We start from the raw sequence: 18,035 nt of genomic DNA on the forward strand, positions 1-18,035 counted from the left end.
AAGATGAACGAACAATATGCGGACCGAATTCCGCCTCAAAATATAGAAGCTGAGCAAGCAGTGCTTGGCGCCGTTTTTTTAGAACCTCAAATGCTTATTCCAGCAGCTGAAATTCTCATGCCGGAAGACTTTTACAGAAGCTCGCATCAAAAGATCTTTGAAATTATGATGCGTCTTAGCGATAAAGGAAAAGCGGTCGATCTTATTACAGTAACGGAGGAGCTTTCTGCGCTTAAAGAGCTTGAGGATGTTGGCGGGGTATCTTATTTAAGTGATCTGGCTGCTTCTGTGCCAACTGCTGCCAATCTTGAATATTATGCGCGTATCGTGGAAGAGAAATCTTTGCTGAGACGACTTATTCGTACAGCAACAACGATCGCTCAGGATGGTTATTCAAGAGAAGATGAGGTTGAAAACCTTCTTGGCGAGGCTGAACGAAACATCATGGAAGTAGCGAATCGTAAAAATACGAGCGCATTCCATCAAATGAAGGATGTTTTGGTCAGAACCTATGATAATATTGAACTATTAACCAGCCAGCAAGGAGAAATAACAGGGTTGGAGACTGGTTTTAGAGAGCTTGACCGTATGACGGCAGGTTTTCAGCGCAATGATCTTATCATTGTAGCGGCACGTCCTTCAGTTGGTAAGACTGCCTTTGCGCTTAATATTGCTCAGAACGTTGCCACCAAAACGGGGGAAAATATAGCCATCTTTAGTCTTGAGATGGGGGCTGAACAGCTAGTGATGCGTATGCTTTGTGCAGAGGGAAATATAAATGCACAAAATCTTCGTACTGGATCCTTAACAGACGAGGATTGGCGCAAGCTTACAATGGCAATGGGAAGTCTTTCAAATGCAGGGATCTATATTGATGATACTCCAGGGGTTCGAGTACAGGATATTCGTGCCAAGTGCCGTCGATTAAAGCAGGAGCATGGACTGGGCATGATTTTAATAGATTATATGCAGCTGATCCACGGGAACGGAAAGCCAGGAGAAAACCGTCAGCAGGAGGTTTCTGAAATTTCTCGTTCTCTTAAAGGACTCGCGCGTGAGCTAGAATTGCCGGTTATTGCCCTTTCACAGCTGTCCCGTGGTGTTGAGACAAGACAAGACAAGCGTCCAATGATGTCCGATTTACGTGAATCAGGAAGTATTGAGCAGGATGCAGATATTGTTGCCTTCCTATATCGGGATGACTACTACGACAAGGAAAGCGAAAATAAAAATATTATCGAAATCATTATCGCAAAGCAGCGTAACGGTCCTGTTGGTACGGTTGAGCTTGCTTTTATAAAAGAATATAATAAGTTCGTTAATCTAGAACGGCGGCTCGACGACTCGGGGATGCCGCCTGGTGCATAAACGAGCAAGCAGGGAAACCTGTTTGCTCGTTTTTTCTATTTCAAATATTGACAAACATGAATGCTCCGCCGTAAAAACGGTTTAATACGAATATATTTATCTTTTTCTTCATTAATGTTCGTCTTTTGTTGTTGACGCTCACTCGAGACATTGGTACACTAATCTTGTTTGAAAAAAAGGGTTTATAACCTAACGGAGGTGCATTTCATGTCTTCAGTCGTAGTTGTGGGCACACAATGGGGAGACGAGGGGAAAGGTAAGATTACGGACTTCCTTTCTGAACATGCAGAAGTAATCGCACGTTATCAAGGTGGCAATAACGCAGGACACACCATTAAATTCGGTGGCGAAACGTACAAGCTTCACTTAATTCCATCTGGTATCTTCTATAAGGATAAAATTTCTGTTATTGGCAACGGAATGGTCGTTGATCCAAAAGCGCTGGTAGCGGAGCTTAAATACTTACACGACCGTGGAATAACCACAGACAATCTGCGTATCAGCAATCGTGCACATGTTATTCTTCCTTATCACTTAAAGCTTGATGAGGTAGAGGAAGAGCGTAAAGGCGCAAATAAAATTGGTACAACAAAAAAAGGAATCGGTCCTGCTTATATGGATAAAGCGGCACGCATGGGAATTCGTATTGCAGATCTTCTTGATCGTGAAGCATTCGAAGAGAAGCTTACACATAATTTAGCGGAGAAAAACCGTCTGCTTGAACGTTTCTATGAGGTAGAAGGCTTTAAAATTGAGGACATTCTTGACGAATATTATGAGTATGGCCAGCAAGTGGCGAAATACGTATGTGATACGTCTGTCGTATTAAACGACGCATTGGACGAAGCACGCCGTGTCCTTTTTGAAGGTGCACAAGGAGTTATGCTTGATATCGACCAAGGTACATATCCGTATGTTACGTCTTCGAACCCTGTAGCAGGTGGTGTAACAATCGGTTCTGGTGTTGGTCCATCCAAAATTAATCATGTAGTAGGCGTGTCTAAAGCTTATACAACGCGTGTTGGTGATGGTCCATTCCCTACGGAGCTTGATAATGAAATTGGTCATCAAATCCGTGAAGTAGGCCGTGAGTACGGTACAACAACTGGCCGTCCACGTCGTGTAGGCTGGTTTGACAGTGTAGTTGTTCGCCACGCTCGCCGTGTTAGCGGACTAACAGATCTTTCATTGAACTCAATCGATGTTCTAACAGGAATCCCAACACTGAAAATCTGTACTGCTTATCGTATTGGAGACAAAGTCATCACTGAATACCCTGCAAACCTTCGCGAGCTTGCAAAATGCGAGCCTGTGTACGAAGAGCTTCCAGGATGGGATGAAGATATCACAGGCTGTCGTTCATTAGATGAGCTTCCAGACAATGCACGTCACTACCTAGAGCGTGTATCTCAGCTAACAGGAATTCCATTGTCAATCTTCTCTGTAGGTCCAGACCGTACACAAACAAACGTTATTCGCAGCGTTTGGAGATAAGAAATTAGAAACACATAACATCGTTCGCTTTTCTTAACGATGTTATGTGTTTCTTTATTTTGTGAAAGATTTTGTTATTTTACTAAGTCATTGATGACAATAAAATCACCTGTTTTAATGCCTCTTTCAACTTGTCGATGGGTGAAAATAGAATGGTCATGATTAATTTCCTTTACATCTTGGTCCCAGGTGATTTTATAGGCCATACCACCGTCAAAGGTTGCTGTAAACACAACCCCAAGACCTAATCCATTACATCTTTCAATAAGATCTTCTGACAGTATAAATACGAATTTGTCACTTAAACGATTGTTTTGCTGACGGCAATAGCCACACATTTTCAACTCTTCCTCTCGAGGTATATTCTTTATCCAAATCCCACGATTTCCTTATATTATGGTCTTCAATTGTAAAAATCTTTCACCTTTTTAATAATAATCATTTACTGATAAATGGTGGTATTCAAGGAAATCGAAGAATATGACATAGTAAGTTAAAATTAGTTTATTCCAGGCTATAGGGATTGGTTAGCAAAGTTTATTTTCTCAAGTCTAGAGACTTCATCTACTTTAATTAACGAAAGATCAATGAAATTAACGATTTTGGATAAAATGCCTAATCTTGAGGAGAAAAGATTGGAGCTGAAGGGGTTTGGATATCAAAAAGCATAAAAATTGAAATGAACTCGATCTGCTGCGTCGTTTCAGAAACGCAGCAGATCGAGTTCAAGGGGATAATAAGGGACATTAAAAGGGAATCGAAGCAAAAAACGAGAATAAAAAGCGGCTCGTGCCTTTATCTGGGTCAAAATTGGGAGAATATCAATTAATCCTACCAATACAATGTATGAATTTGCATTTTAATTATCGAGGAAGCTTTGCAGCGTCTGAGCATCGATCACGCAATGCTTGCCAAAATGCCTCTTCTTCTTTTGGTACGGAGCCAAAAAGAAAATCATTGAAAGACCCGTAGACAAATTTAACTCTCTTAAACGTCCAGGCTGGAGATGAGATTGGATTATAAGAATAATTAACAGACTTCAGCTGGTTAAGTCGAAGGGTCTTACGGATTGGCCCGAAGACGAGCGTGATCGACTCCTCGGTTATTTCATAATAAGACTGAAACAATGCCCATAGCATAAGAAAAGACATAATAGCGGTTATAGCGATTCCAATCCAAAGACCTGGATCATTTGGCTCCAAAAATGGGAGAGACACAGTTAATACAGGCAGCATTAGGATAATTAAAACAATAATAGGATTTTTCTTTACAACAAATTTCATAGAGGGACCCTCCTTGCTGTATTTATTGGTGGGATGCTTCTATTACTAAATATGTTTATCCCACCTGATAATAAATACGATCGAGTTTAAAAAAGGATTCACAGTAGGCGAGTATATTTATACATATTTAGAATGAATATAACCATTATATTACAATTATATTTTGATAAATCTCTGTATTAACGATATTTTTAGACCTTTTTAAACATTTTTTAAAAAAAGATTGTCAGATTAAAAAGGATTGTGATATATTAAGATTCGTTGTTACAAAAACATTTCAAACGGCCCGTTGGTCAAGCGGTTAAGACACCGCCCTTTCACGGCGGTAACACGGGTTCGAATCCCGTACGGGTCACCATTTATCTTTATTTACATAACGCAATAAGGTCCCGTGGTGTAGCGGTTAACATGCCTGCCTGTCACGCAGGAGATCGCCGGTTCGATCCCGGTCGGGACCGCCATTATTCTTATCAAAACAATTCAAATCAGAAGCAAGATTAGATAAGAACTAAAATGTTAATACTTAATGAGGGTTATAAGAAAGTGACGAAGAGATTCGCCGCTTATTGTAAGCCGCAACCGAGGCTTTGTAGCTCAGTCGGTAGAGCAATGGACTGAAAATCCATGTGTCGGCGGTTCGATTCCGTCCAAAGCCATCAAGATACGCTGCAATCGTGGTGTATCTTTTTTATTTTGTTTAGAAGATTTATTACATGAAATAAATTAATACAATCACCGGGGAATCTTTTCTCGGTGATTTTTTTTAAATCCAGCTATGCTTATTCAGAAAAGCTGTTCTAGCAGATAGTAAGTCAGTTACAGTCATACTAAAAAAATTTGTATCTTTAAAGTGAGACCAATTTATGAACCTTCATCCCAAGTTTATGGATCTAACTCAGAAATTTATGGACCTTAATCCAATTTCGACAACAGCTACATCCTTCATATTATTCTTAAGTCTCGTAAATCTTGAACTAAAACAATAATAGTCTTGCAATGCTACAATTTAACTACGCTTCCAATCTGAACTGTAACTTATGGTACGGTTGAATAGTGTGAAAATTAGCATATGAGGATTTTTTTAATCGAATTAGCTCGAATATAAGGATCTTTCAATAATATTCGTAGATTTTTCGATGCAGTGGAAGGAGTTCAGTCATGAGGGCAGATGAACGTCAAGAGAAAAATACATTAATAAAACCATATAATATCTTATCAAAAAAACTTAAGGCGCTAGCGATCGCTTTTCTGCTTACATTGGTCGTTTCAGTAAATGCTGCACAAGCAAGTAGTGGAGGATCTGGAGGACTAAGCACGGTCTATCACGTGTATATAGCAGATCGCTATATAGGTGTTACAACGGATAAAGATTCTATTGAGGATTGGATCTCTTCTCAAAAACAAGGTCTGCAGGATCAATTTGCAGATTCGAAAATATCGTTCTCCAATGAAATGTTGTTAATCCCTGAACAAGTTTTTAATCCGAACACAAAGGACAAAGAGATATTCAGCGATATTAAAGAATCCGTATCATTTCAGACAGATGCCAAAGCGGTTGAAATTAATGGAAAGCAAGTAGCGTATCTTGTAAATGACAAAGCTGTGGAAGAGATGAAACGTCAATTAAAACTTAGTGCAGTATCCAAAGAAGAATTAATGGCGTTTGAAATGCAATCCACTAAGTCTTTACTCGAACTAAATGTGAATGAAACACGAATTATTGACATTGAGATAACGGGTAATACAGAAATGAAGGATGTGCAGATTGAGCCAGCTGCATTAAATACAGCTTCAGAGGCTGCGTCTCTTTTATTGAAGGGAGCTATTGAGGAAAAAACCTACCAAGTGCAAGAAGGAGATGTGCTTGGGACCATTGCCTCCGATCATGCCTTGTCAGAAACTGAGCTGCTTGTACTTAATCCGGCGCTGAAGGCAGATACTGTTTTGCAGATCGGACAAGAGCTTAAGGTGACGGCTCTCCAACCACTGGTTTCAGTTAAGGTGAAGAAGGAAAAGCGTGTGAATGAAGTCATTTCATTTAATAAAGAAGTAATTGAGGACGATGAAGTGCTAGAAGGAGAGTCACGTGTTCAGCAAGAAGGATATAATGGGGAGAAAACTGTTACTTATGAGATTCAGGAAGCAAACGGAACTCAAACGAGCCAAACGATCACTGCCGAACCGTTCAACAGGGATCAACACTTGGATTAATGGGAGATACAGGATTCTCTACTGGGATTCATCTTCATTTTGAAGTATACCGTAACGGAGCTCTTGTAGACCCAATGGATTATTTATAAATAGAAGAAACGTCTCTAACTCATCAAGGAGTTGGAGACGTTTTTTTTTACCATATGGAAGATTGTAGAGATATTTCCGAGGAAATCACAGTACTTTTTATAGGGTTAACCAGAAATAAGTGAATTAAATATGATAACATGATACATTAGCTATAACCATATTTTTTCAATATAGTGGTAGGCAATCAATAAATAAAGATTATGTGATTTATAAAAGGAGAACAGTCAAATGGATAAAAAAATTCTAGTTGTTGATGATGAAAAGCCAATTGCAGATATCCTTCAGTTTAATTTAAAAAAAGAAGGCTATGAAGTTCACTGTGCGTATGATGGAAATGAAGCCATTGCAATGGTGGAAGAGATTAAGCCTGATTTAATTTTACTTGATATTATGCTTCCAAGCCGCGACGGGATGGAAGTTTGTCGCGAGGTACGAAAGAAGTATGAAATGCCAATTATCATGCTGACTGCGAAAGATTCCGAGATTGATAAAGTTTTAGGTCTCGAGCTTGGTGCTGATGATTATGTAACGAAGCCGTTTAGCACAAGGGAGCTCGTTGCACGTGTTAAAGCGAATCTTCGCCGCCATCAGGCTTTGAAGGGTCAGCTTGAGGAAGAAAATGAGTCAAATGAAATTACGGTAGGAGCTTTAACGATTCATCCTGATGCATACATGGTTTCAAAACGGGGTGAAACAATCGAACTGACACATCGTGAATTTGAATTGCTGCACTATTTATCTAAACATATTGGACAAGTTATGACGCGTGAGCATCTATTGCAAACGGTTTGGGGATATGATTATTACGGAGATGTTCGAACTGTTGACGTAACCGTCCGGCGTCTGCGCGAAAAAATTGAAGATAACCCAAGTCATCCATTATGGATTGTTACGCGTCGCGGTGTAGGGTACTATTTGCGAAATCCAGATCAGGAGTAGAAATGAATGAGGAAAGTAGGCTTTTTTCGATCGATCCATCTGAAGTTTGTGCTGATTTATGTACTGCTTATTGCACTTGCAATGCAGATTATTGGTGTATATTTTGTCCGTGAACTGGAACAAACGCTCGTTGATAACTTCAAACAATCTATTGAAGATCGATTAAATCCTCTTGAGTACAGTGTTAGAGAGGAAATTGCAGCCGATATTCAGGGGACTAGATCAGATGAAGATCCTTTAAAGACATCTATTAATATACTGCTGAGCGGTCTTGTCTCAGAAGATATTGAAGAGATTCGAGTGATTGACAGGAATAGCAATATTTTGGGGACATCAGATCCCAATAACCAGTCGATTGTTGGACAGCGCACAACAGATGAAATGGTAAGAAGTGCGTTGACTCTTGGTAGTGCCTTGGGTGATGAAAATAACCAAACGTTTGTAGACCAAGAAACGGGAAACCGGATCTGGATACTCACTTCTCCTTTGATTGCATCGAATGGTGATGTTATCGGGGTTATTTACATCGTATCAAGAATCGAAAATGTCTATTCTCAAATGAACGAAATCAATCGGATTTTTGCGGGAGGAACCGCAATATCCCTTATCATTACAGCCGTTTTAGGAGTATTGCTTGCTCAAACGATTACGCGTCCAATATCTGATATGAGAAAACAGGCCCTCGCAATGGCAAAAGGGAATTTTTCTCGAAAGGTAAAAGTGTACGGATACGATGAAATTGGTCAGCTTGCTATAACCTTTAATAATTTGACAAAGCGTCTGCAGGAGGCACAGGCAACGACAGAAGGGGAGCGGCGAAAGCTCTCCTCCGTATTGTCCTATATGACGGACGGGGTTATTGCAACCGATCGCAAGGGTCGAGTCATATTAATTAATGATCCGGCGGCCGGGATGCTGAATGTTTCACGTGAAACAGTCTTGTCACAGCCAATTACTACACTGCTTGGTGTAGAGGAAGAATACTCATTTGAGGAGTTACTGGAGCAGCAGGAATCGGTAATTCTTGATTTTAGTACGGATGGACGTCCATATATTTTGCGTGCAAATTTCTCCATTATTCAAAAAGAAACAGGGTTTGTGAATGGACTGATTACCGTGCTCCATGATATTACGGAGCAAGAGAAAATTGATGCTGAACGTCGTGAGTTTGTAGCAAATGTATCGCACGAATTAAGAACGCCGCTGACCACAATGCGCAGTTATTTAGAAGCACTTGCAGAAGGTGCATGGCAGGATAAAGAGATTGCACCTCAATTCTTAAATGTCACGCAAACAGAAACAGAACGAATGATCCGACTTGTAAATGACCTTCTTCAACTATCCAAAATGGATAGCAAGGATTATCGTTTAAGCAGAGATTGGGTAGACTTTGTTGATTTTTACCAGCGTATTATTGATCGTTTTGAAATGGGACGATCACAAAAGGTGACATTCCAAACAAAATTGCCGAAAGATGCGATTTATGTAGAGATCGATACTGATAAACTAACCCAGGTATTGGACAACATTATATCCAATGCGTTGAAATATTCTCCTGAGGGAGGACAGCTCCGCTTTAAGGTGGAGAAAAAAGAAAAAGAAATCATTGTTAGTGTTGCTGACCAGGGAATGGGCATTCCGCGTGAGAATTTGAAAAAAATCTTTGAACGCTTCTATCGAGTAGACAAGGCTCGCACAAGGCAGCTTGGCGGTACTGGACTTGGACTTGCCATTGCGAAAGAAGTGATAACAGCTCATGGCGGACGTATATGGGCATCAAGTGTGGAAGGAAGAGGAACGACAATCTACTTTTCCCTTCCGTTTGATCCAACAAATGAGGATGAATGGTCATGAATATAGAATTATTCAAATCAATATTGTTAGCTTTGCTAGTCGTACTTAGTGGAGTACTTACTTGGAATGTCTGGTCTTACCAGCCTGACTACGTCATAATTGAACGTACAGAGACCGTTGATATTTCGATCGCTGCTGAAAAAGATATACAGGATCTAGTGAAACCTAATCGCATTCTTGTTCATAACGGAGAAGAGGTTTATGGGACGCCTAGTGACATCGAAATTAATCAGCTAATCGATATGATGAAGGGATGGACGTTATTTAACGTACGCAATATCTCATCAGAAGTAAGTGAAGAGGAATTTAAAAATTTGGTCCATGGGCCTGATCGGGTTGAAATCCTCTTTCCAACAGAAACACCCTTTGAAACGTATCGTGAAGTGTTGAGGTTTGAAGATAGCAATCTACCATCGGCAACCTTCGATCGGATTGTGGTTCAGCTTGACGAGCGTGAAGGCGATACATTAAACATATATTTTGTCTTATATGAAGATCGAATCGTGCATGAAGCAAAAGTTAGCGATTCAGTGATGGTTCAGTTTAATCGTGAGGTTATACAACCAGCTTCACAGGAATTTCAACGTTATTTTTCATATGATGCGGGAGGGCAAAGAACACTTTTTCTACCCAGTCAATCCACCAATGCGATTCAGTATAAATATTGGATGAATTTTTATGATCCTGGTCAGTTTCAAGATGCTTTGTTTTCTGATCCGAGTCTGGTAAATCGTAATCCCCTTGGTCCAAACGGAAACGAAGAGCAGTATATTGACGGATCAAGCTTGATGAAGGTTGATTTGGTAAATAGAATGCTTAACTATGTAAATCCATCGTCAGAGACGGAAATAGGAGCAATACCGAGTGATCTCATTCAAAAAAGCCGCAGATTTGTGAATGAACACGAAGGATGGACCGATGATTACCGATTGTTTTCCATCAACCCGGAAGAACAGCAAATCACTTATCGCATTCATGAGCAGGGACATCCCGTTTTTAACAATGAAGGGATTGCTCAAATTGACCAGGAGTGGGGAGAGACTAGAATCTATAAATATGATCGTTCGTTTATGGGTTTAGATGTTAGGCTCCCTTCACAAACAGAAACGAAAGCACTCCCAACAGGTGATGCTGTCATAAGCAACCTTGAGAAACAACCAAACTTTGATCCGGCGCTTTTGGAAGATGTCATCATTGGCTATCACATGACGAGGGATATTGAAAATTCAATTTTATACACCTTGGAACCTATGTGGTATTACAAATATAAAGGCAGCTGGCAGCAAGTACCGATAGAGGGAGGAGGGAATCCCGTTGGATTGGAGTAAAACGAAAACAATTTTTATCGTTGTTTTTCTCATATTGGATATCTTTTTGTTTACGCTATTTCTGAATAAATATCAGAGCAGTCAGTATGAGGTGATTGCAGAATCAGATCTAGAGGAGAAAATTAACGAAGATAATATTCAATATAATATTTTACCGGTCGATGTGGAGCCTCTCTCGTATTTAAATGCTGAAGCACATGTTTTTTCTAGTGCAGATATTGATTCTTTATCTAGACAAACAGCCGTTGTCGAGAATCGCTTTACACTTCGATCCGAGTTAGATGTTCCAATAAAAGTGAATGACTTCCAAAATCCTGCTGAAGTAAATTCATTCTTATCGCAGTCAGTGATTAACGGACAGCAGTATACATTCTGGGAGTATGATGAGGACAATGCACGGCTGATTTATTATCAGGAGTATGAAGACACACCTTTTTACTTCAATTTGAACGGTCGAATCGTGTTTCAGTTGGACGAAAATATGAGCGTGATTTCTTATGAACAAACGATGCTGGATTCAGTAGAGGAGTTTGCAGAAGAACAATCAATCATTACACCTATGAATGCACTAGAAACCTTTTACAGACATGCACTTTTGGAACGAGGCAGTGAAGTCATCGCAGCAAACCTTGGCTATTACACCTTTATTCAGCTAACGGAATCACAGGTTCTTAGCCCAACATGGCGTTTTGTGATTGAAGAAGAAGATGGGGATCGTAAAAGTTTATATTTAAATGCAGTAGAAGGACAGGTCATAGATATTGACGAAGACAGTCTTGAGTTAAAGACGCTGGAAGAAGAAAATGATGATGCAGTGGAGTGAAACGATATGACGATGCACATGAGTGTGCTCGCAAGTGGAAGTACTGGAAATGCGATTTATGTGGAGACAGAGGATCATGCGTTTTTAGTGGATGCTGGCTTGAGCGGCAAACAAATGGAGTTATTGTTTCAGCAAATCGGCCGTTCTATGAAAAATTTATCCGGTCTTTTGGTTACACATGAGCATAGTGATCACATTAAAGGCCTTGGCATTGTCGCGAGGCGCTATGGTCTTCCGGTATATGCAAACGAGAAGACGTGGAATGCTATGGAGCCTTTAATCGGCAAAATTGACTCTGAGCAGAAATTTATTTTTCCAATGGAGTCGGTAAAAAGTTTTGGCAGCCTTGATATTGAATCATTTGGTGTTTCGCATGATGCTGCTGAGCCAATGTTTTATGTCTTTCATCAAAACGGCAAGAAGATTGTCATCATGACAGACACAGGATATGTGAGCGACCGAATGAAGGGCACTATTGGCAGCGCCGATGCCTATGTGTTTGAAAGCAATCATGACGTTGGCATGCTTCGTATGTGCCACTATCCATGGAATATCAAGCGTCGTATTTTGAGTGATGTTGGACATGTGTCCAATGAAGATGCTGCGATTGCGATGAGCGATGTAGTAGGAGACAATACGAAACGGATCTACCTTGCGCATTTATCTAAGGATAACAACATGAAGGATTTAGCACGCATGAGTGTGACACAAACATTGCAGGAGCGCGGATATGTCGTTGGCGAGCAGTTTGAGCTACATGATACAGATGCAAAAGTACCAACTGAGCTGTATGCCATTTAAGTAAGATAAAATAGTAACGAAGAAAACGGTAAGAATTCTAGATAACTAGGGTTCTTACCGTTTTTTTTTTTGAAAATGTAGGATCACTCGGAGTCATCAATGATCAATTAAATTTCATCTCCATCCACGAGTGCATTCAGTCACGAATTTATCATACCTGGGTGGGTATATTTATTGTGCAAAGACAACTATAAATGCTAGGATAAATATAACGTAAAATTCAATATCAGCTTTTATAAAAGTAAAGGCAAAAGAGGGTGTCGACAATCGAATGGTATAACATAAACGCACTAATTTTTTCTTCATCGCAAGCGGCACTCCTTCTCTCATTTTTTACAACGTGGTTGATTATTCGGCAAACGGTGGGCAAGGATGCGGCCAATCACGCATCCAACTTATTTTTTGCGTATGTGTTGGTATGGAAATTTTCAAGTGTTCTCTTTTATTGGGATTTCATATGGAGAGCGCCTATGTCCGTCATTTATTATAACGGGGGCCTATACGGTATGTGGATCGCGACCATTACGGTTGTGATTCTCTATGCAATTCGCGTAAAAAAGCAGGAAGAATGGCGTAAGATCGGGATAAAGACGTGGGTTTTGGTTCTTCTATTATTTGAAGGCTATAAAGCGGTTCTTACCTATAGTATGTGGACGGATGGATTATGGATTGCTGGCTATTTATTCATTCTTATAGGCGTGCTCACACCCAAAATAGCTCTCTTGAAAGAAGCACCCTTCATGACATTGCTTGTTGTCCTTGCACTACAATGGCTGTCAAGCTCGATAAATGGTGAGGCGTTTCATCAACCTCTCTTAGCTGGATGGCTGATCAGCGCGGTGCTGATGGTCTTTAATCGGAAGGAGATAAAATCATGATTAAGCGTATACTAGCCCTTGTATTGGTGGGGGCTCTAGTAAGTATTTTGATTGTAAATGTGATTAATGATCAAAAAGAGCGGCAGGCAGAACAAGCGCGTCAGCAGCAATACTCGGTAGCTCCTGCAGAAAATAGCCGGGCACAAGAAGCACCTCCTTCAAACGGAGGAATCCTGGAAGAAGGTCAGCTTGCACCTGATTTCCAAACAACGACCCTGGACGGTGAAGAAGTCTCCTTAAGTGATTATCGCGGGAAAAAAATCATCTTAAATTTTTGGGCAACATGGTGCCCCCCATGTATAGCGGAAATGCCGCATATGCAAAACTATTACGAGGAAGAAGCAAAGGATCAAAATGTAGAGATTTTAGCCGTGAATTTAACAAGCATGGATCACGGGATTGATAAAGTGAAGCAGTTTACTGAAGACTTTGAATTAACGTTTCCAGTTTTGATGGATGAGTCGGGTTCCATTGGAGACCAATTTCAGGTATTTACCATTCCTACAACATATATGCTGGATGAAGAAGGAGTTATCATTAGAAAACTACTGGGGCCGATGGATCAAGAGATGATGTCCAGCATGATGAATGAATAAATTTCGTATAAAACAGAAACCCTCATGGATTATCCATGAGGGTTTCTTCTTCTCTCATTTCTTTGGTTTCCCTTTTTTACGATCAAAATGCATTCTGTACGTTTCGGTATATTGCATTTCTTTGCGCAACTGTTCTTTTTTATAATTAATAAGCAGCTCTAATTCATAAAAGTTCATGTTCATTTTTATTCCCCCTTGTTCTTAATGTAAATATACACATTAAGAAAAGAGTATACATTTAACGTTAGACTGATTTTTTCTGCATCTCAAGACGGAATAAATCAATGGGAAAAATCATCCCTTGGTCCTTTATCAATCGTAGTAGAGGGCTTTTATTATTCTGACTTTGTTAAACTTGGCTGTTAATTTCCGCTCCAATCAACATAGTGCCAAAATCAATAATTTTTTTTTAACATAGCCGGTATTTTAAAAGATACTAAAATTCCATTCAGCAGAGATGCGGCGAAGCAGCATTGTGCCCGCTGTACTGTTTCCATGAGGGTCAATCGCAGGTGCAAAGACGGCTATGCCGCAGCCATTGCGAAACGCTTCTTCTAAATGCCATTTGGGAGGAACTGCTGCTAAAATAGCTCCGGATACACCGCTTTTTGCAGGAATTCCAACATGCGCCGCAAATTTACCGGATGAATTATACATCCCGCACGTCACCATTAACACCTTCGCAATCCGGGCAATGTCTTTAGCAAAAATTAGTTTTTTTGTAATCGGGTCAGCACCATCATGTGCGATAACAAGGCCAATTTTCGCGAGATCTTTTAACCCAATACAAATGGAGCATTGTCGAATATAAATATCCAATGCTTCCTCTACCTCTAATTCAAGCAGCATTGAATCTTTTAAGTAATAGGCAAGTGCACGATTGCGATGGGAGGTTTCCAGCTCGGATTGAAAAACCTTATGATCCATCTCCAAACGATGGCCAATGAGGGTTTCAATAAATGAAAGAAATCCTTCATACTTCTGCTCAACCGTCTCCCCAAGCATCGTATGGGAGCGGTTTTCTTCCACCCACTTCATTAATTTGGCATTTACTTCCTCGATTTTCATCATGCGGCTCTTTTAACTATCGTTGCATTTAGCATGGCGTTTTAGGGTGATATTTATTTAAAAAGGATGTTCTTTTTTGAAGGTGGAATTTGAATAAAATTTTGGGGCAGTTGCTGTTTACAGGCCGTCGAGATTAATTTACAGGCCGTGGCGGCACATTTGCAAGCCGTCAGAGAAATTTACAGGCCGTGCTCACAGATTTACAGGCCGTTGCCCGATCAGACCATCATAATAGCATTTGGTTGGGTCCTGAACGATCCATTTGGATGGAGACTAGGTTGGATAAAAAATTTATAATAAGTCATACGATAGAAATGATTGGAGAGAATGAATTGATTGAAGCCGTTTTTCATGGATTAATATTGGCATTTGGATTGATTTTACCGCTCGGAGTGCAAAATATTTTCGTTTTTAACCAGGGAGCACTTCAGCCGACTTTTATTAGGACATTACCGGTCGTATTAACCGCATCGATTTGTGATACGATCCTTATTTTAGCATCTGTCATGGGTGTGTCACTGATCGTTCTTACAGTTGTTTGGCTGGAGACGTTTATTCTTATTGCTGGAATCCTGTTTCTCATCTACATGGGGTGGATTCTATGGAAGACAAAACAGGAAAATATGGAAGAAGGAAAAAACTTGTCCGTAAAAAAACAAATCCTATTTGCTGCGTCCGTCTCTGTGCTTAACCCGCATGCCATTTTGGATACAGTAGGAGTGATCGGGGTCAGTTCACTGAATTACACAGGAGACGAGAAATGGGCTTTTACGATAAGCGCTATTTTGGTGTCCTGGCTATGGTTCTCAGTGCTTGCGATCGCGGGCAGGTTTGTGAGCAGGCTTGGTCAAAATGGAAAGCTTCTTCATCTTTTAAATAAAATTTCTGCTTGTATCATATGGACAATGGCTTTGTATATGGCGTTGAAAGTGTTTTGATAGATGGTTGAGAAAGGGTTATATCATTTTTGGGATTTCTTTATAATTTAGAAAAAAAGATCGTTGGCTTTGAAATCGAGATTAATAGAATCGAAGGAAAATGGAAGTTAAATCAAAATCACTCGAGTGAAAGACAAAAAATAATAATAAACCGGTTGGAAACGAGGAATGAATACAATTCAAAAGAAATCGCCGAGCTGTTGAAGAAAAATCTCCTAAATTAGGGGCCATTTTTGACTGGAATCAAGGGGAAGGAGCTTTTGCAGGCCGTGGTGATGAGTTTACAGGCCGTCGTCAGGTATTTACAAGCCGTCAGAAAAATTTACAAGCCGTGCTCACACATTTACAGGCCGCCGCCCGATTAGATCAATACCCTAATAGAAAAGGAGCAGGATGAGAACCTGCTCCTTTTCTAACTAGTTTTATAATACCCAGATGCATCCTTAGTCAGTTTATTTTTCGGTGTAACAGAAAGTACAATAATGGCTAAGAACAGCAACCCAACACCGCCCCAAGCCAGAAGGCTAAGTGATTCACCGACTAGGAAAACACCTAATAGCGCGGCAGTGAGCGGTTCTGCCAATGAGAGTGTTACGGCAGTGGAAGCTGGGATCTTGACCAGCCCTTTTGCAAATAAAAGGTAGGCGACGGCTGTTGCAAATACCCCAAGATAAAGACTCATTGCAAGCCCCTCAAATTCGAAAAGCCAGGATAAATCAAATATAAATAATAGCGGTGCTAAAAACAGCGCACTCACTGTAAAAACAACGGCAACGACAGTATCAGGTGATTGAGTATGGAGAAGCTCTTTACTGATAATGGTATAACTTGCAAACGACAACCCAGCTCCGAGTGCCAATAAAATTCCCAATGGGTCAACAACGACCGAGTTTTGGTTCGCAAAAAGCATGAAGCACCCCACAATGGCGATAAGCGTTGCAACCCACCAGTTGAGAGAGGGCTTTCGCCGATTAATCATCCATTCCATTATCCCCGCAACAATCGGTGCACTGCCAATAGCAACCACCGTTCCTACAGCAATTCCTGTTACACTGACAGCAGAAAAGAAAAAAGGCTGATATAATGCCATACTAAGGGCGGCAAGCACCACGTGTTTGATTGACCAATTGCCTCGCACTAATTTTCCCTGAAGAAGAACAAAAAGCAAAAGCGTCGTTCCCCCAAACGCAAGTCTCATAGCCCCAAACGAAATAGGGTGTGCGGAGGGAGGAGCGAAAGCGTGTGCAGTACCAGTTGTCCCCCACAAAATGGCTGCAAACAAGATGGGGAATAATGGATATTTTGATCTGAGCATAAACCTTTCCTTCCTTTCACAAACTTAAAATTCATTGTTAGGTAGAATAGCAGATAACTAAATGTGAAATAAGCTCTTTATATAGTATCAATGTTTTGTATGGTTTTTTATAATAACAAATAATTTAAGAAACAAACAAAAAAAGAAAAAATGTATGTTAAAAAGAGATTGTAATATATACTTTTTTAAATGATTATTGGTGGTATATAACCAAATTTTTCAGAAAAAAGAAAACTTTCATCTCTTTGGTTAGTTTTTTTGACGGGGAACCGTGTCCGTGGATCAGAGGAACAAAGAAATAGAAAAGCAAAGGATTCATGAGCCTGCCAATTATGGAGAGAGAATACTACCAGGAGAAATACTAGCCGAATCATTACGGCTAGTGTTTCTTACGTAGAATTCCGGTACGTCATCACAAAATGCAAAACCGTAGTCGAAGAGGTCGGGTTGATATATGCATGCTTGCGGTCCGCATTAAATTTGATGGAATCATATTCAAAAAGGTGGTAGCATTCGTCCTCAATTTTTATTTTTACTTCGCCTTCCATGACGGTAACATATTCGACCACGCCGGTCTGATGCGCGCTGGGTGAATATTCGCTGTTCGGCTTTAAAAAGGCGCGGTGAATTTCGCTGGAACCGTAATGAGGTACATTAAACATCGGCTCAAGTGTACATGCTTCATTGGCACTTAAAATTTTATTTCCTTCATGTTTTCGTGAGATTAACACATCTTGGTTTTCATTCAATAGTACAGAAATCGGGATCGACAAGCCGTTTGCGATTTTCCAAATAACTGAAAGGGATGGATTGGCCTCTCCTCTCTCGATATTTCCCAGTGTCAGCTTACTCACATCCGTCAGCTGGGCAAGCTCCTGTAAACTAAGCCCTTTATTCTTTCTTATCCGTCTGAGGGTTGATCCTACCTGTTTTGCTAATTTCTCAGCATGACTTACGATAGGCTGTTGGTCCATATATGAAAACCTCCTTGATGATGGCATAGCTATTTTAATAATCAGAAAGTATAATATAATTTATATAGAATATAT

Annotated in this window: 18 protein-coding genes and 3 tRNA genes; 15 read left to right on the forward strand and 6 right to left on the reverse strand. The window is 40.2% G+C overall.

Annotation, left to right across the window (positions count from 1 at the left end):
* The first annotated feature begins 3 nt into the window (after positions 1-3).
* The gene (gene dnaB / locus KP78_RS03275) at positions 4-1,368 is read left to right on the forward strand and encodes a replicative DNA helicase (protein WP_041086307.1); all 1,365 of its coding nucleotides are present in this window, start codon (positions 4-6) and stop codon (positions 1,366-1,368) included.
* A 207-nt stretch (positions 1,369-1,575) separates the two neighbouring features.
* On the forward strand, positions 1,576-2,862 hold the full coding sequence (locus tag KP78_RS03280; protein WP_041086309.1) for an adenylosuccinate synthase: 1,287 nt from the start codon (positions 1,576-1,578) through the stop codon (positions 2,860-2,862).
* 74 nt (positions 2,863-2,936) lie between these two features.
* Here KP78_RS03280 and KP78_RS03285 read toward each other — a convergent pair whose 3' ends face one another.
* Together KP78_RS03285 and KP78_RS03290 are read right to left on the reverse strand one after the other, a co-directional pair.
* The gene (locus tag KP78_RS03285; protein WP_041086310.1) at positions 2,937-3,200 is read right to left on the reverse strand and encodes a hypothetical protein; all 264 of its coding nucleotides are present in this window, start codon (positions 3,198-3,200) and stop codon (positions 2,937-2,939) included.
* A gap of 525 nt (positions 3,201-3,725) precedes the next feature.
* Positions 3,726-4,145, reverse strand: coding sequence for a PH domain-containing protein (locus KP78_RS03290; RefSeq protein ID WP_041086312.1), 420 nt, complete (start codon positions 4,143-4,145; stop codon positions 3,726-3,728).
* Between the two features lie 283 nt (positions 4,146-4,428).
* Between KP78_RS03290 and KP78_RS03295 the strand changes: the two genes are divergently transcribed.
* From KP78_RS03295 to KP78_RS03345, 12 genes are all read left to right on the forward strand, one after another.
* Positions 4,429-4,503, forward strand: a tRNA-Glu gene (locus KP78_RS03295).
* A gap of 27 nt (positions 4,504-4,530) precedes the next feature.
* A tRNA-Asp gene (locus tag KP78_RS03300) sits at positions 4,531-4,606 on the forward strand.
* Between the two features lie 122 nt (positions 4,607-4,728).
* A tRNA-Phe gene (locus KP78_RS03305) sits at positions 4,729-4,801 on the forward strand.
* A gap of 502 nt (positions 4,802-5,303) precedes the next feature.
* Positions 5,304-6,356, forward strand: coding sequence for a G5 domain-containing protein (locus KP78_RS03310; RefSeq protein ID WP_041086314.1), 1,053 nt, complete (start codon positions 5,304-5,306; stop codon positions 6,354-6,356).
* The gene (locus KP78_RS18950) at positions 6,356-6,445 is read left to right on the forward strand and encodes a M23 family metallopeptidase (RefSeq protein ID WP_084219672.1); all 90 of its coding nucleotides are present in this window, start codon (positions 6,356-6,358) and stop codon (positions 6,443-6,445) included. The genes KP78_RS03310 and KP78_RS18950 overlap by 1 nt, the downstream gene beginning before the upstream one ends.
* 229 nt (positions 6,446-6,674) lie before the next feature.
* On the forward strand, positions 6,675-7,385 hold the full coding sequence (yycF, locus tag KP78_RS03315; RefSeq protein ID WP_041086315.1) for a response regulator YycF: 711 nt from the start codon (positions 6,675-6,677) through the stop codon (positions 7,383-7,385).
* Between the two features lie 6 nt (positions 7,386-7,391).
* On the forward strand, positions 7,392-9,239 hold the full coding sequence (walK, locus tag KP78_RS03320) for a cell wall metabolism sensor histidine kinase WalK (protein ID WP_041086316.1): 1,848 nt from the start codon (positions 7,392-7,394) through the stop codon (positions 9,237-9,239).
* Complete coding sequence (locus KP78_RS03325) at positions 9,236-10,567, forward strand: YycH family regulatory protein (RefSeq protein ID WP_041086318.1); 1,332 nt, start codon at positions 9,236-9,238, stop codon at positions 10,565-10,567. The genes walK and KP78_RS03325 overlap by 4 nt, the downstream gene beginning before the upstream one ends.
* On the forward strand, positions 10,554-11,390 hold the full coding sequence (locus KP78_RS03330; RefSeq protein WP_041086320.1) for a two-component system regulatory protein YycI: 837 nt from the start codon (positions 10,554-10,556) through the stop codon (positions 11,388-11,390). The genes KP78_RS03325 and KP78_RS03330 overlap by 14 nt, the downstream gene beginning before the upstream one ends.
* A 6-nt stretch (positions 11,391-11,396) precedes the next feature.
* Complete coding sequence (locus KP78_RS03335; protein ID WP_041086321.1) at positions 11,397-12,191, forward strand: MBL fold metallo-hydrolase; 795 nt, start codon at positions 11,397-11,399, stop codon at positions 12,189-12,191.
* A gap of 257 nt (positions 12,192-12,448) precedes the next feature.
* Positions 12,449-13,069 (forward strand): hypothetical protein, encoded by a 621-nt coding sequence (locus KP78_RS03340; RefSeq protein WP_041086323.1) that lies wholly within the window; start codon positions 12,449-12,451, stop codon positions 13,067-13,069.
* Positions 13,066-13,665 (forward strand): peroxiredoxin family protein, encoded by a 600-nt coding sequence (locus KP78_RS03345; RefSeq protein ID WP_041086326.1) that lies wholly within the window; start codon positions 13,066-13,068, stop codon positions 13,663-13,665. Before KP78_RS03340 ends, KP78_RS03345 begins: the two co-directional genes overlap by 4 nt.
* A gap of 54 nt (positions 13,666-13,719) precedes the next feature.
* On the opposite strand, the gene KP78_RS20920 is transcribed toward KP78_RS03345, so the two are convergent.
* A complete protein-coding gene (locus tag KP78_RS20920; RefSeq protein ID WP_268747503.1) occupies positions 13,720-13,848 on the reverse strand; it encodes a hypothetical protein in 129 nt (42 codons plus the stop codon).
* A 243-nt stretch (positions 13,849-14,091) separates the two neighbouring features.
* Positions 14,092-14,736 carry a glutaminase gene (locus KP78_RS03350; protein ID WP_084219677.1) on the reverse strand — a complete coding sequence of 215 codons (645 nt, stop codon included), beginning with the start codon at positions 14,734-14,736 and terminating at the stop codon, positions 14,092-14,094.
* Positions 14,737-15,065: 329 nt separating this feature from the next.
* On the opposite strand from KP78_RS03350, the gene KP78_RS03355 reads away from it, so the two are divergent.
* A complete protein-coding gene (locus tag KP78_RS03355; protein ID WP_041087418.1) occupies positions 15,066-15,671 on the forward strand; it encodes a LysE/ArgO family amino acid transporter in 606 nt (201 codons plus the stop codon).
* A gap of 412 nt (positions 15,672-16,083) precedes the next feature.
* On the opposite strand, the gene KP78_RS03365 is transcribed toward KP78_RS03355, so the two are convergent.
* Together KP78_RS03365 and KP78_RS03370 are read right to left on the reverse strand one after the other, a co-directional pair.
* Positions 16,084-16,986 (reverse strand): EamA family transporter, encoded by a 903-nt coding sequence (locus tag KP78_RS03365; RefSeq protein WP_041086330.1) that lies wholly within the window; start codon positions 16,984-16,986, stop codon positions 16,084-16,086.
* Positions 16,987-17,375: 389 nt separating this feature from the next.
* A complete protein-coding gene (locus KP78_RS03370) occupies positions 17,376-17,960 on the reverse strand; it encodes a helix-turn-helix domain-containing protein (RefSeq protein ID WP_041086331.1) in 585 nt (194 codons plus the stop codon).
* Positions 17,961-18,035: the final 75 nt, after the last annotated feature.

Origin of the sequence: Jeotgalibacillus soli (assembly GCF_000829435.1) — a bacterium.
Taxonomy (GTDB): Bacteria; Bacillota; Bacilli; order Bacillales; family Jeotgalibacillaceae; genus Jeotgalibacillus; species Jeotgalibacillus soli.